The sequence below is a fragment of the Edaphobacter sp. FHG110511_03 genome (assembly GCF_059115365.1).
In genome coordinates this window covers 66,899-81,351 of sequence record NZ_JBZYWL010000009.1, presented here as the reverse complement: position 1 = coordinate 81,351, position 14,453 = coordinate 66,899, and the positions used below count along the sequence as shown (strand labels likewise).

At 54.7% G+C, this 14,453-nt stretch carries 9 protein-coding genes; 6 read left to right on the top strand and 3 right to left on the bottom strand.

Features of this window, described 5'->3' with window-relative positions:
• The first annotated feature begins 5 nt into the window (after nt 1-5).
• The 6 genes from AC5S26_RS26350 to AC5S26_RS26325 all read left to right on the top strand — a co-directional run bounded on the left by AC5S26_RS26350 (nt 6) and on the right by AC5S26_RS26325 (nt 9,514).
• A complete protein-coding gene (locus tag AC5S26_RS26350) occupies nt 6-3,005 on the top strand; it encodes a DUF1553 domain-containing protein (RefSeq protein ID WP_494187973.1) in 3,000 nt (999 codons plus the stop codon).
• 25 nt (nt 3,006-3,030) lie between these two features.
• Entirely contained in the window at nt 3,031-4,578 is a 1,548-nt protein-coding gene (locus AC5S26_RS26345; RefSeq protein WP_494187932.1) for a DUF1501 domain-containing protein, read from the top strand.
• Entirely contained in the window at nt 4,575-5,999 is a 1,425-nt protein-coding gene (locus AC5S26_RS26340) for a DUF2231 domain-containing protein (protein ID WP_494187931.1), read from the top strand. Before AC5S26_RS26345 ends, AC5S26_RS26340 begins: the two co-directional genes overlap by 4 nt.
• Nucleotides 6,000-6,011: 12 nt before the next feature.
• The gene (locus AC5S26_RS26335) at nt 6,012-7,085 is read left to right on the top strand and encodes an NHL repeat-containing protein (RefSeq protein WP_494187930.1); all 1,074 of its coding nucleotides are present in this window, start codon (nt 6,012-6,014) and stop codon (nt 7,083-7,085) included.
• Nucleotides 7,086-7,392: 307 nt separating this feature from the next.
• Nucleotides 7,393-8,223 carry a helix-turn-helix domain-containing protein gene (locus tag AC5S26_RS26330; RefSeq protein ID WP_494187929.1) on the top strand — a complete coding sequence of 277 codons (831 nt, stop codon included), beginning with the start codon at nt 7,393-7,395 and terminating at the stop codon, nt 8,221-8,223.
• A 139-nt stretch (nt 8,224-8,362) separates the two neighbouring features.
• Nucleotides 8,363-9,514: an MFS transporter gene (locus AC5S26_RS26325; protein ID WP_494187928.1), complete on the top strand. Its 1,152-nt coding sequence runs from the start codon at nt 8,363-8,365 to the stop codon at nt 9,512-9,514.
• A 115-nt stretch (nt 9,515-9,629) separates the two neighbouring features.
• Here AC5S26_RS26325 and AC5S26_RS26320 read toward each other — a convergent pair whose 3' ends face one another.
• The 3 genes from AC5S26_RS26320 to AC5S26_RS26310 all read right to left on the bottom strand — a co-directional run bounded on the left by AC5S26_RS26320 (nt 9,630) and on the right by AC5S26_RS26310 (nt 14,442).
• Complete coding sequence (locus AC5S26_RS26320; RefSeq protein ID WP_494187927.1) at nt 9,630-10,019, bottom strand: hypothetical protein; 390 nt, start codon at nt 10,017-10,019, stop codon at nt 9,630-9,632.
• Nucleotides 10,020-10,447: 428 nt separating this feature from the next.
• On the bottom strand, nt 10,448-12,571 hold the full coding sequence (locus AC5S26_RS26315) for an alpha-L-arabinofuranosidase family protein (RefSeq protein WP_494187926.1): 2,124 nt from the start codon (nt 12,569-12,571) through the stop codon (nt 10,448-10,450).
• A 371-nt stretch (nt 12,572-12,942) separates the two neighbouring features.
• Nucleotides 12,943-14,442, bottom strand: a complete 1,500-nt coding sequence (locus AC5S26_RS26310) for a family 43 glycosylhydrolase (protein ID WP_494187925.1) — start codon at nt 14,440-14,442, stop codon at nt 12,943-12,945.
• Between the last annotated feature and the right edge of the window lie 11 nt (nt 14,443-14,453).

Sequence of the window (14,453 nt, the reverse complement as noted above, 5' to 3'; positions counted from 1 at the left end):
ACTTGATGCCCCAGACCGCCGAAGGCGAAGCCAAGCCCATGAAGCCTACGGACATTGCGATCCTGAAGAAATGGATCGCCGAGGGCGCTCACTACGAACCACACTGGGCCTTCGAGACACCAACCAAGCCTGACCTCCCTAAGGTCAAGGATAGGACGTGGACAAAAACACCAGTAGATTTATTCGTGCTGGCAAAGCTCGATTCGCAGAGCATGCGCCCCTCTGTAGAAGCTGATAAAGCGACTCTGATCCGGCGCGTGACACTCGACTTGACGGGTCTTCTGCCTACGACCGACGACGTCGATGCATTCGAAAAAGACAATTCTCCAAAGGCATACGAGAAGGTTGTCGACCGCCTTCTCGCCAGTCCCAAGTATGGTGAACAACGTGCCCGATACTGGCTCGATTATGCCCGCTACTCCGATACGCATGGCCTGCACTGGGATAACTTCCGCATGATATGGCCGTACCGTGACTACCTGATCAAGGCTTACAACGCGAATATGCCTTTCGATCGTTTCGTGAAGGAGCAGATCGCTGGCGATATGCTACCGGTCACTGACTACAACAGCCTTCTGGCCACGGGCTATGTTCGCGCAGGTATCAGCAGCAATGAGGGGGGGGCGATCCCCGAGGAATTGAGATTCAACCTGGCACGCGAAAGAACTGAAGCTTATGGAGCGGCGTTCCTAGGCTTGACAGTCGGCTGCGCCGTCTGCCATGACCACAAGTACGATCCGACAACGCAGAAGGACTTCTACCAGCTCTCGGCTTTTTTCAACAATATTGATGAAGACGCGTTTAATGGCGACCGGCCGGATTGGTGGCCGATTCTACGGCTTCCAAAGCCAGAGAACGCAGCTGCCTACAATCAACTGCTTGCGCAACGCTCCACCCTCAAGGCTCAATTAGATATCGAGAGGAGTAACGATCAGCAGAAGGTCAACGATTGGATCAATTCCAAGGGTACACCTCAGGCAGTCTCTGATGAGGGCTTGAAACTCCGTCTCCGCCTAGATGAAGGCCAAGGCACATTGATTAATAACAGTGCTCCGCATGCTGCTATCAGGGAGTTTCATACTACCAAGGTTCCGGCGATGTGGGGTGAGACGACGTGGCTGTGGCCTGACTTTCGTATGGATACTAATACTCAACTTCAGTTGGGTCAGACTGGAGATTTTGATCGTGATCAGGCGTTCTCGGTAGGTGGTTGGATCATGCCGCGTCTGGCGGGATCGACAAGGCGTCAACGTCTGAAGGAGTTTCCCGGGCCTGATCCGAATGATCCGAGCCTGAAGGCTGGCAAGATCGACGCCATGAAGGATAAGAAGAGAGGCATGGGCGAACTTATCGCAAAAAGCGATGCTTCGCAGGGTGGTCGTGGGTGGGAGATGTTCTACAATCGTGGAGCCGTTGTTATCAACCTGGTCAACCAGTGGCCAGAAAGAGCGATCAGCGTAAGTGCCGATCCGGCACTTACTCCTGTCGGCAATTGGAAGTACATCTTCTTTACCTATGTCGGCTCAGGCAAAGCCGCCGGCGTTCATCTTTATATAGATGGCAAAGGCGTTCCGACGAAAGTCGAAAGCGACACGCTGGATGGAACCATCCGTACCTCGGCGCCGATGCAGCTTGGCTGGCGCTCGCCCGACGCGGATCCTTTCCGCTTCACCCGCTTCCAGGACGTTCGGCTTTACGCTCGTGCTTTGAGTCCGGCTGAGGCGGCGCGCTTGCCTTACGAGAACTACATCGCAGAGCTCGCGAAGAAGCGCACTTCGCGGTGGAACCTCGATGAGCGTCATGCAGCGAGCCAGTACTACTTCACCTCGATCGATGACAAGGCGAAGGCGCTACAAGGTCAAATCGATAGCATCAATATTCAATTGCAGGCATTGGGGGATACCGACAATCCCTATTCCTTCTCCTTGGTGGCGGAAGAAAAGTCCTCGCTGGCCTATGCGAACGTCCTGGCACGTGGCGTCTATACGGATCGTCAGGAGCGAGTACTGGCGGATACACCGCATTTTCTGCCAACACTTGCCAAAAGTGAGCCGCACAATAGGCTGGGTCTTGCAGATTGGACTGTTAGCGCCCAGAATCCGCTGACCGCACGCGTAACAGTGAACCGAATGTGGAACGAGGTCTTCGGAACAGGTCTTGTTCCATCAACCGATGACTTCGGAATCATGGGACAGCGTCCCTCACATCCGGAGCTTCTCGATTGGCTCGCTGTCGAGTTTCGTGAGAGTGGCTGGAACGTGAAGCACATGTATAAGCTGCTTGTGATGTCAGCTACCTATAGACAAAGTGCGAAGGTATCTCCTGAGTTGCTGGCGAAGGATCCGAACAACATGCTGCTGGCGCGCGGGCCACGCTTTCGTATGGATGCTGAGATGCTGCGCGACATTGCACTTGAATCAAGCGGCCTGCTCGTCGACAAGATCGGGGGTCCCAGCGTGAAGACCTACATGCCTCCTAATGTTTGGGAGACCGTCAGCTATACGCTGAGCGATACATTGCACTACACCCAGGACCACGGCGACGCGCTCTACCGTAGAAGCCTCTATACCTTCTGGAAGCGGTTCGCCATCTCACCCGACATGGAGGCATTCGACGCTCCAGCACGCGACGTCGTGTGTACTCGAAGACAGCGCACCAATACCCCGCTTCAAGCGTTGGTCACAATGAACGATCCGCAGTGGGTCGAGGCGTCGCGCATGTTAGCCGAGCGATCAATCCGGGAAGGCGGTTCGACGGCAGCAGAGAGGATCAACTTCATGAGCCAGACACTGCTCTCACATCCAGCTTCGCCGAAGATGACGTCGACATTACAACGATCTTATCTAGATATTCGCAAGCACTATGGAGCGGACGGTCGCGCAGCAAACCAGTTGGTTGCTGTGGGAGAAAGGCCACGAGACATGAAGATTCCAGCATCAGAGCTCGCCGCATGGACGATGGTGGCGAGCGAGATGCTCAATCTGGACGAAACTCTAAATAAGTAATCAACAGGTTCCACAAGGAAACGCGATGAAACAGCACCCTCTTTGCACCGATACCGAACACAGCCCGACAGTTCTCGATTTACCCATCTCTGACGGTTTGAAAATGGAGTGGGCGGAGCTTCAGACCCGTCGTCATTTTCTAGGAAAGATGGGAAAAGTGATGGGCTGGGCAGCGATGGCGAGTTTGGTTGGCGGTGATGCATTGACTCGTTCAGCTCGCGGTTCGCTGACAAAAGCTCCCGCGCCGTCTCCCGAGACACTTCGTCTTCCGAACTTTGCGCCTAAGGCTCAAAGAGCGATCTACCTCTTTATGTCAGGAGGGCCTCCACAGATGGATCTCTTTGATTACAAACCAAGGCTTGCAGCACTATACGACACAGACATGCCCGACTCCGTGCGAGGGGCCCAGCGACTCACCGGTATGAGCTCAGGACAAGCCCGCTTCCCTGTTGCTCCATCGCACTGGAGCTTCAAGCAATACGGCAAACAGGGCGCGTGGATTAGTGATCTGCTGCCCTACACTGCGCGTATGGTCGACGACATCGCCATCATCCGCTCAACTAATACAGACGCCATCAATCACGAGCCGGCCATCATGCTGATGAACACAGGCAATATGAACTCTGGGAAGCCCTGTCTTGGTGCATGGCTCTCATACGGACTCGGCAGCATGAACGACAATCTCCCGACATTCATGGTGATGATGAGCAAGAAAAATGAGGAAGAAAACAACCAGCCCACATCGTCACGGTTGTGGAGTAGTGGTTTTCTTCCTTCGGAACATGCCGGCGTAAGTCTTCGGTCAGCTGGCGATCCTGTACTCTACCTTAACAATCCCGGCGGGGTGAACAGAGCAGTGCGCCGCAAGATGCTAGATGCGGTGAATGAACTGAATCGTGAAACTTATGAAGAACTAGGCGATCTAGAGACGAACACCCGTATTTCGCAGTACGAGATGGCATATCGTATGCAAACGTCTGTGCCGGAACTAACAGATCTGAGCAAGGAACCCAAAACAACCTGGGACCTGTACGGTGCGGACGCAAAGATTCCAGGAACATTTGCTAATAACTGCCTTATGGCCCGCCGTATGGCTGAACGTGGTATTCGCTTTACGCAGATCTATAAACGAGGATGGGATGTCCACACGCACGCCGTAGGTTTATTGCCAATGCTCTGCCAGGAGACAGACCGAGGCGCTTATGCTCTGGTCACCGATCTGAAACAGCGAGGGCTCCTCGACGACACACTCGTAATATGGTCTGGCGAGTTTGGCCGCACCGTCTACAGCCAGGGCGGACTGTCAAAGGAAGACTACGGACGCGACCATCATCCACGCTGCTTCACAACGTGGATGGCAGGCGGAGGCATTCGGCCCGGCATCACCTTTGGTGAAACGGATGACTTCAGTTACAACGTAGTGAAAGATTCTGTTCCGGTGCGCGACTTCAACGCAACAATTCTCCATAGCCTGGGCATTGATCACAACAAGCTAACGTTCAAATCGCAAGGGCTCGATCAAAAACTAACAGGGACCACGCCAGCGAGGGTAGTCGACGAGCTATTCGCATGAGTCTTGTCACACAGACGGGCCGGCAGACAAAATTGCCGGCCGGGTCTCCTATTGCCCTTTCATCAAGACTATTCTGGATCGCAGGCGGAATTGTGGGTGCACTGCTGCTTTCTCTGCCTTGGGTACTCTATCCCGACGGCCAGACACACGGAAATTGGCAGCAGTTTCTGGGGCGGTTTCATCCACTTGCAGTGCATCTTCCAATTGGTCTTCTGCTGCTCGTCCCGATCCTTGAGATCGCAGGCCGGGTTCGTCCCGCACTACGCGAAGCTGCGGGTGTTGTTCTTTGGTGCGCAGCCGTATGCAGCGTGGGAGCCGTTATTCTAGGCATGCTCCTGGTTCATGGTGGAGGCTTCGCCTACGATGCCGTTCGTCGGCATATGTGGACGGGCCTCTTCCTCACTTTAGGGGTAATGTTCTGTTCGTGGATTCGTTCGTCATGGGCGACCGGGGAAAAGAGCTGGATCTATCCCGTCTCGCTGATTGGCATCCTGCTGCTAATGGCGTGGACAGGCCATGAGGGTGGCACGCTAGTCTACGGCAAGACCTATCTAACGGAATTTGCTCCAGCATTCATCAAACAGCTGCAACCGCATAAAAAATATCCCCCGGTCGATCCATCATCAGTGTATGCAATGCGAATCCAACCGATCCTCGACTCAAATTGTCTGGCGTGTCATAGTGGTGCAAAGATCAAAGGCGGACTGCAGCTCGATACTTACGCCCACCTGATGGATGGCGGTAGCGAAGGTGAAGTGATCAATCCAGGACACCCGGACATCAGCGTGTTGCTCAAACGGATCTCGTTGCCCTCAGAACATCCTAAATTCATGCCCTCTGAAGGTAGGCCTCTGGCTGCCAAAGATATTGAATGGATCAAAGCGTGGGTTCAACAGGGAGCATCACCTGCCGCAATTACCCTAAGAGGCATGGAGGCACAAAGACCCCATGTCAACTACACGATACCGCAAGTAGGCGATTACAGCGCACTGACATTGCAAATGAATCAAATTGAAAAAACACTTGGCGTCCGCCTCGATCGCGTTTCTGCCAAAGCAGCTGACGGGTTGGTTCTGCGCACCATCGACGTTGCACAAACGTTCGGAGATGCTGACTTGGTGAAGCTCGAACCTTTCGCACCATTTATCGTAGACGCCGAACTCGGACACACAAAGGTGACAGGCACAGCCTTTGCCACGCTCTCAAAGTTCAAACACGCACGAGCCATTCATCTCGAAGATACTGCTGTCACCGGACGGGACCTGCAGAAGCTGGCTGGCCTCACCGACCTCCGCTATCTCAACCTCAGTAACACAAAAGTGACCCGCCAGGCACTGGATCAAATATCTTCTGTCAAGACGTTGCAGCACATCTACGCCTTCAATACGCCTGCGCAACCAATAAGCAATCCTATTCAATAAGGAGATACGGCTGTGAGCAACCATTTTGATTCGATAAGCACCTCGGTCGGCCGTCGAAGATTCTGTTTTCTTGGAGCGGCTTCGGCCGTTGCTACATCTATAGGTGGCTCGAATCTCCAGGCACAATCATCAAACTCCTCTTCGGATTCTCCGCGCCTTACAACGGGTAATGGCGAATGGACTTACAACGTTGTCCCTCGATGGGGCGCTCTTCCGGAAGGAAAGAAGTTTGGCGGAACCCACGGCGCCATCGCAACCGATAAAGCTGGAAACATGTACGTCAGCACGCAGAGTGATACTGGCATCCTCGTATACGCCCCAAATGGACAACTCTTTCGACAGATCGCTACGGATTATCCGGAAGTCCACTCGATGCACTATGCGGTAGAGGATGGAAACGAGGTCTTCTACACCGTCGTGCAAAGAGGCACCCCAAAGGAGAATTGGCTATTCCTCAAGATGAAAACAGACGGCTCCATTTTACAGAAGATCACGGCTCCGGCAGAGGCAGGCTTCAAAACTCCCAACGAGTGGCGTATTACCTCTGCGGTGCCCGGACCCGACGGCTCAATCTTCATCGCAAATGGCTATGGTGATTCGCGGATCTTCCGTTTCGACAAACAGGGAAACTATAAGTCGAGCTTTGCTGGCAAGGGAGACGCGGATGGCTTGTGCAACTGCAGTCATGGACTGGCTGTCGATATTCGTTATGACCAGCCTCTGCTGCTTGTGTGCGATCGCGAAAACTTCCGCTTAAGCCACTTTGACTTTGACGGAAAATTTGTACGACACGTGACGCAGCACATGCGCCGCCCCTGTCAAGTTAGTTTTCACGGGGAAAATGCGGTGGTCTCAGAGCTGCAAGGCCGTGTTACAGTCCTAGACAACAACAATGTGCCCGTTGCGTTTCCGGGAGACAACCCCAACAAGTCACAATGGGCAGGCTATAGGCTCGATCCCAACGACATTTTAGCCGCGGTCTTTAGCGCGGCACACGGCTGCCATATAGATATTGAATCCAATATTTATGTCTCTGACTGGAACAAGACCGGTCGCATTACTAAGCTGCAAAGGCACGCTAGCTGAGAGCTTCCAGCTCCGTCATCTTCTGTCGAGCCCACGAGTCATAGGTATTGGGCTGCACAGCTCATCGCCTTCAAAAAAGTCCAATCTCGCGAAAAGGAGATTTCGGTAAGCTTGACGCTTCCGAAGCTGGATATCCCGAAGATGCCTAAAACAATACTTTTCGGGCAGTTCGGTCTCACCTTTCCGGATAGCCGGTTTTTCGGCCACTTGAACTGGAGCACATCAGTAAACAGAAGCCAACTTCTCAGGACTAACCGACAAGGTCCGGTCTCTGCATATTGGCCAAAGACTTGAGCGTCTCCGTAGAATGGACTTTATTGGGAGGCGTCGCGCGATGGCTAAACTGCCCATAGATCGTCGATCGTTACGGCTCTCCTGGAGTGGCGCGGTTGCAGGAACGGAGCTATACGTCGGTAAGGATGTTACGGCCTTCGCATCAGACTGGCATTTTCACGAAGGCTGGCAAGTAGTAGCCGTTAGCAAAGGCGAGCGGCGTTACGGGTTCAAATCGGGCGCCGTCGTCGCTAAGCCTGGACGATTGGTCCTCATTCCTCCTCGGCTAGTCCACAGGGGTTTCTGCCCTGAAGCTGACAGTACCACGTTCAAGATAGCTACACTCCCGGGAGATTCAAGGGGCTTGGTTATGCCCGGAGTTCCGATGGTTTGCTTCACCTCCAAGCCCTTGGAAGTGTTTACGTCATATTTCGAATCGCTCAAAGTTTATGGGAAGCCGCTGCAAGCGACGGAAGGCATCTCCGGGCTGGAAGCAATCTTTCGCGAAAGCACACCTGTAGACACAGTGCAGGTTTCTGTCGCACCGGCCTTCGTTCTCCAACTGGAAGCGTATCTCCTGAGAGATCTGGAAAAGATCCCTTCGCTTGACTCTCTTTCGTTACTGGCAGGAGTCAGTCGTTATCACCTTGCGCACGCCTTTACGAAGCATATCGGCTTGTCGCCACTCGCTTATCACGCGCGAGCCCGACTGATGCGATCACGAAAGCTGATCGCAGAAGGAACATCTCTAGCCGACGCGTCTCTGCTCCTAAGGTTTTCTGACCAAAGCCATTTCGGACGGCAATTCAAGCGGGTTTACGGTATGACACCAGGAGAGTACCAGCAAAGCCTTGTTATGAGTTGAACGTGTCTGAATTGATTATGACATCCTGACCGCAAGATCGTTCTAGATCGCTTCGGCATTCTCCTCTGAAAATTGTTCTTGTTAGAGGCGAGGACGTGGCATGGCTGGTGGAAGCTCAGGATCTGCAGGCGCGAGGCGTATGCTAGCAGTCGCAAGCATTGCGCACGCCCTACATGACGGCTACGTGGACATGCTCTACGTGTTTTTACCGGTCTGGCAGGCGGAGTTCTCGCTCGACTATGCGGCTCTTGCCATCCTTAGGGCCATATATGTGGGAATATTGGCCGCATTGCAAATTCCATCCGCGTACCTTGCGAAGCGTATTGATCCGAGAACGGTTCTTGCCCTAGGAACATTGTTGAGTGCAACCGGCTATGCCGTGGCTGGTCTCTCAGGCGGTCTTGCTGGCTTAAGCGCCTCTTTAGCGTTGGCTGGCGTCGGCGGCAGCACCCAGCATCCACTTGCCTCCGGTGCCGTGTCGCGGGCGTATAGCGAGAGGTCACGCGGGCCGCTGGGCACATATAACTTCGCGGGTGACCTCGGGAAGGCGGCGCTTCCACCATTCATTTCTTTCTTGCTGACCGTGATGCATTGGCGCTCAACGCTCTGGGTGGCGGCGGGGCTGGGCCTGCTCGTTGCAGTCTCCATCCGGTTCTTCATGCCGCCCGTTCCAACCTCTGTAGGCGAAGTGGAAATCGTTGCACCGTCGTACGGGGAGGCAAAGGGCAAGGTGGGCTTCGCGCTGCTCTTTGTGATCGGCATCCTCGATACCGCCACACGAATGGGGTTTCTATTGTTTCTGCCGTTTCTCATGAAGACAAAGGGCGCATCGCTAACGACCGTTGGGTTTGCGTTGTCGTTTGTTTTTATCGGTGGAGCTTTCGGAAAGGCAGCCTGCGGCTGGCTCGGAGAGCATCTTGGGCTGCTGGCAACGGTCCTCGCTACAGAAATCGGTACCGGCATTGCGATCCTGTCGCTATTAATCCTGCCTCTTAGGCCAGGCATGATCCTATTGCCGTTCCTCGGGGTCATGCTCAATGGCACGTCGTCCGTGCTGTACGGCACGGTTCCGGAGCTTGTGGCTCCGCATGGCATTGAGCGAGGCTTCGCCATCTTCTACACGGGCATTCTCGGTTCGAGCGCACTGGCGCCTGTGCTGTACGGTCATCTGGGCGATGTGGCCGGCATCATCTGGGCCATGGTCGCTGCTGCCATTACGGCGCTCGCTGTTGTGCCGCTCATGTTGAATCTCGCACCGCGACTCACGAGAACATCGGAGGTTGTTGAATGAGCATCGTCTCGCAGGCGCGTTACTGCTTCTGTTACCGGCGGGGACTAATAGCTTTCTGAACCTTCTTGACTGCCTTCTTCTTGTCTTTATCTTTCGGCATATTCCCTCACAGTTATTACCGCCGTGTGGCAGCCTTTTTCGCAGTCTTCTTTACGGCTTTCTTAGCAGAATTCTTAGCCGGCGCCTTCTTAGCTGCAGTCTTATTGGTGGCCTTTTTAGGAACCTTAGTCGAAGTTATCTTTTTGGCAGCCGCTTGCGCGACGGGTTTCCTCGCAGTCTTTTTGGCAGGTGCTTTCTGAATAGCCGTCTTTTTTACGACCTTCTTCGTCGGCGTTTTGGTTACGGCCTTCTTGCCTGCAGCTTTCTTCGCCGGCTTCGGAACCTCCGTAGCCGTGGTCACGGCCGTACCAACTGCCGCTTTGATCCCGGCCGCCACATCTTCTGCCATAGCAATTCCATACCCAACCGCCTCACCCGCCTTTTCCAAGAACGTCTTTTCCACCATTTTCAAGTCCCTCAGTCTGTATGCGTTAATGCAGCTACGAATTGTACAGGGGAGCCTCCTTTACGCTGCTTCCCATGATCTAACTGGCAGGCACGTCCCGTTATCCCCGCAAATTGGTCCCATCTAGTTTCGATACGCTGCAGCCGATTCCCTGCCATCTATTATTGCCTGTAAAACTGCTCTGAAATGGTGTGTTTAGCGAATGACTGAGCGGTCCCTTGGCCATTTGGACTTCTCAGTTTCTACATGCACTCTTTGTTTCATGATTGCGAATGCAGTGGTACCCAGACCAGTGCATGGAATCACCTTGCAGCCGCTCACCGCTTTAAGGCGCCGCTATTGAGCAAATTTGGAGCCAGATACTGTCCGCAGGAACGCGCAATTGAGCAACTTGAGAATCGCTACCGCTTGCACAATCTGTCAACCTATCAGCCATTCTCGACGTCGAATTCGTAAACGCTAGCGCTAATAGGCGGAACTTGTACCTTGTTTGGAAGTGACGTCATCGAGCTCTCAACGATCTTAATAGGAGGCTCCTTGCCAGGCTCATTATCCGCCCCTACGCTGGACGCTGCCAGTAACGACAACTTGCCCGTCCCGCGCAGTTTCACCCCGTTTATCTGAGTCGTGAACTCTTGTGCCTGTATCGTTGGATTAACTACCGAAAGAATGAACTTCTTTCGGTCCGCCGAGAAAGCTGCGAGAACGTCCAAAGGATACGTGGGGCTGCCTGTCGGCTTTGTTCCTATGTCAACCCATGCTGTTCCGCTCACCATCGGCTGAGGTGAGTTGCCAGTGAGTTGTACAGGTAGCGCACCGGCGAAGTGAACCCGCATGAGCTTGATCATCAGTCCTGCGGCAGTGTGGCCCACACCGTCCCCCGTTTGATCGGTCACGATCAGGTTGAATGACGAGGTTGGGGTACTTGCCGCCACCATAGCTGAGTGACGGAACATCTCGTGCATAAATAGAGCGCAGCTCATAGGCATCACCATCCCGGTTCGCCGCGTCATTCCCGTTCCGTTCGCGTTGGGGAAGCGGGTTCCCCACTCATCGAAGATGAACTTGATGTTTTTCGACTCCAGCTCCGGCAGCTTCTCCTTATATATCTCCCACGCCTCAAAGGCCTGGCCCATGCGATTCGTCATGCGGCGGGCCTGCGTTTGCAGGGGATCGTGGAGGTCGACAAAGAGCTGGTTCTTTTCGTCGAACGACAATTCAGGATAGGCGTAGGTGTGCTCCGAGATGTGATCGATGTAGTCCGCACCGTTTTTGAGCATCCAGTAATCGTAATCATTGATGCTTTCGAACTTGTACGGCAGGTCATTGGGGAAGGGTGGCCACCAAAAATTCGGGATGAATTGCTTGTTCTCCTGGGTCATCATGGAGAGCTCAGAGGGGGTGGCGCCGGCGGATGTCACCTTGATGGTGGGGTCGACCTTCTTCATCGCTTTGACGATCCGGACGTGCTTCTCGGCATACTGGTGCGCCGCCATGTGGCCAGCCTGCCAGAAGCCATACATTTCATTGCCGATGCACCACAGGCGCACGTTGAACGGATCGGGATGCCCATTGGCCGCGCGCAGTTTACCCATCTGCGAGGTAGCAGGGCCATTCACGTACTCCACTTCCTGGCCCGCCGAATAGTCGTCGCCGTATCCGCTGTCGATCGCGAGATAGGGTTCGGCTCCAAGCAGGTTGCAGAAGGCAATGAACTCGTGGATGCCGACATCGTTGGATTCCCTGCCACGGGGTGGGCGCTTGTCACGATCACCCAGACCATCGCGCCAGTCATACTGAGAAACGAAGTTGCCGCCCGGCCACTTGGCCATGGCATAGCCTACATCCTTGAAGAGACTAACCATTCCAGGATGGAAGCCCTGCACGTTGTCGGAAGGCATCAGGGAAACAGTCCCGATATGGAAGCTGCCGCTGCCTGTTCCCACGATCTCCAGGCGGGCATCCTGCGTATCTACAGGTGATGTGAAGGTCAGCGGGACCTTGCGGTAGGCATGTGTGAGGGAAGGGATCGTGAAAACTTTCGAATCGGTTGCTCCGGTTCCCCACACCAGCCGGACCACGACCTTGGCTCCGGGATCGCCTGCGAGATAGATTCGGCCGACATAGGACTTGCCCTTGCCCAGCCGTATCCCTTCCTGCTGGATTCCGTGTGCTTCAGTCTGATCCAGCGCGATGCGTGGAGTGTGGTCACCGACGAACGGCTCGGCTTTGTCCATCTCCACGGCGGTCGCCAGCCCTACGGGTTTCCAATAGTGCAGCTGAACACGGCCGGAGTTGAAACCCGGTGGCGGGGGCGCAGTGTCGTTAATGGCGCGGAAAAACTTCCTGTCGGTAAGCATTTCGGCCCACACGCGAGTGGTGGCCGGCTCCATGTACCCACCGAACACTAGCGGGTTTACCGGCTCGCCGATCTTTGTTGCGTCTACCGTAACCTGCAAGTCTCCCGACGGCGCAAGCGCTATCATCTTCTGCTGCAGCATCGCGGCGCCCGCCACAGACGCCACCACAAACTCCCGTCGGTTCATTGTCATGTTCTTTCCATTTGCCCTGATCGGATGATTGGTGTTCACGCGGTTCTAGTCGGATCCGATTGTTTCCAACTACGGTGTGTTTCGAAGCGGTTGTCACTTTCGATCGTATGTAACTGCTCGGTCGTGAGTACCGGCCGGAAGCGCAGCGGATATGGACATGCGAGATCCGCACGTGTCAGCTGATGCGCAACTTTCGGAAGCGGAGAAGCCCACTAACCCTACACGGTTAATTCCAAAGCATTCAATATGTCGAAGGAACCAATCTTCTCTAGGACAAATGAACCATAGCCCGAGCAGTGAAGTGATGGATACGTGCACGAAGTGTACGAACGGTACGATTCTTATGGCTTATTTACCTCAGGCAGGTTTTTCTATTCCGCAGACTTTCCGAATACCGTGAACTCCAGAACTGCGAGTGGCGCTTCCGCCGGAATGCCCGGGACAGTGAGGCGCACGAAGCGGCAACGAACCGGTCTGAAATCGTCGAATTCTATAGTGGCGGCGTGCTCGTTGGCGGTGCGGTCCACCACGGTCCGAAACTCTTTGCCGTCCAGCGAGGTTTCCAAGCGGTACCGATATGGCGAAGGGGCGCCGGGCGGCTCTCCGAACCACCGCCGGTCGTGGCCCTCCACGTGAATCTCTCCTGAAGCTGGACGGTGCGGGGCGGCGTCGAAAATGACGCGGGCGGAATCGATCAGGAACTCCTGGTTGGGGTCATCGGAATTACGGGAGCCGAGGTCGAGCATGAGCCAGGGCTTGGCGTCGCCCTCGGCGGGTTCCCACCACGTGCGCACGTTGTTATCAAAGGCGTATTGCGGATCCCGCCCAGGTGCAGCGCTGCTTGCTGCATACGTGTAACGATTGATTGAGACGGCGATGGATTGCGAAGGGGCCGTCGGGTTCAAAACGGCTCGCGGCTCCTCGGATGGACCGTCCACGTACATGTTGCCCTGACTGTCGAAGTCGACCGGATCCATGCCGACACGGCGATCGAAACTGGACCAGTTACGGAACAGGATGGTGTAGAACGCCCATAGTTTCCCGTCGGGCCCTTCCACGACGGTGTGGTGGCCAGTGCCGTTGATCAAGCCATTGTGATGCACCAGCATCGGATTGCGGGGCGCGCAGACAAAACCTCCAAGTGGACTGGTGGAGGTGTAAACGCCAACTGAGTATGTCTTCCATTCGGTGCCCGGAGCGGAATACTGCAGGTAGTATTTGCCCTTGTGCTTGGTCATCCACGGAGCTTCCAGCCAGCTCACGTGGGTGCCTTCATTGTTATCGCCGTAGCGCTCCCACTTGTGCAAGGGATCGAATTTGATCAATTTTACGGGCGCGCCGCGAAAATGAGTGAGATCGTTGCCGTCCAGCTCCACGCCCCAGATACCGTCGACGTGCATCCCTGAGTAGTACATATAGACGTGGCCGTCGGTATCGACGAAGGTCATGGGATCGAACAGCCGCATGGATTTTCCCGACGCATCCTTGATGTCCCCGATGTAGGTCCAGGGGCCCAACGGATTGGGAGCTTTGAAGAAGCCGGTGTTATTGCCGGAGAGATAGACCGAGCCCTTGTACTCGAAGACGTTCGGCGCACTAGGCGTGCGTTGACCGGAGAGCATGGTTACATGTTCGTGCCGCCAAGTGACAAGATCGGCCGAAACCCAAACAATCCCTCCAGACAAAAACAGATAGTACTTACCCTGGAAAGGCAGTACGGTAGGGTCCGCTACGCTGCGCGAGTCTTCGATCGAAAGCGGGTTGACATAGCGTTTTTCCTGTCCGATCGCTGTTCTCGAAAGCAGTCCATAGCTCGCGACCGCAGCCAGAACGAGGAGTTTGACGATGCGGGCAAATCGAATGGTGTGCAAGTGAGTCGCCT

Bases quoted from the DNA above. Each gene is read 5' to 3' on its own strand.
- AC5S26_RS26350 (WP_494187973.1), top strand. From the start codon at position 6: ATGCCCCAGACCGCCGAAGGCGAAGCCAAGCCCATGAAGCCTACGGAC.
- AC5S26_RS26345 (WP_494187932.1), top strand. From the start codon at position 3,031: ATGAAACAGCACCCTCTTTGCACCGATACCGAACACAGCCCGACAGTT.
- AC5S26_RS26340 (WP_494187931.1), top strand. From the start codon at position 4,575: ATGAGTCTTGTCACACAGACGGGCCGGCAGACAAAATTGCCGGCCGGG.
- AC5S26_RS26330 (WP_494187929.1), top strand. From the start codon at position 7,393: ATGGACTTTATTGGGAGGCGTCGCGCGATGGCTAAACTGCCCATAGAT.
- AC5S26_RS26325 (WP_494187928.1), top strand. From the start codon at position 8,363: ATGCTAGCAGTCGCAAGCATTGCGCACGCCCTACATGACGGCTACGTG.
- AC5S26_RS26320 (WP_494187927.1), bottom strand. From the start codon at position 10,019: ATGGTGGAAAAGACGTTCTTGGAAAAGGCGGGTGAGGCGGTTGGGTAT.
- AC5S26_RS26315 (WP_494187926.1), bottom strand. From the start codon at position 12,571: ATGACAATGAACCGACGGGAGTTTGTGGTGGCGTCTGTGGCGGGCGCC.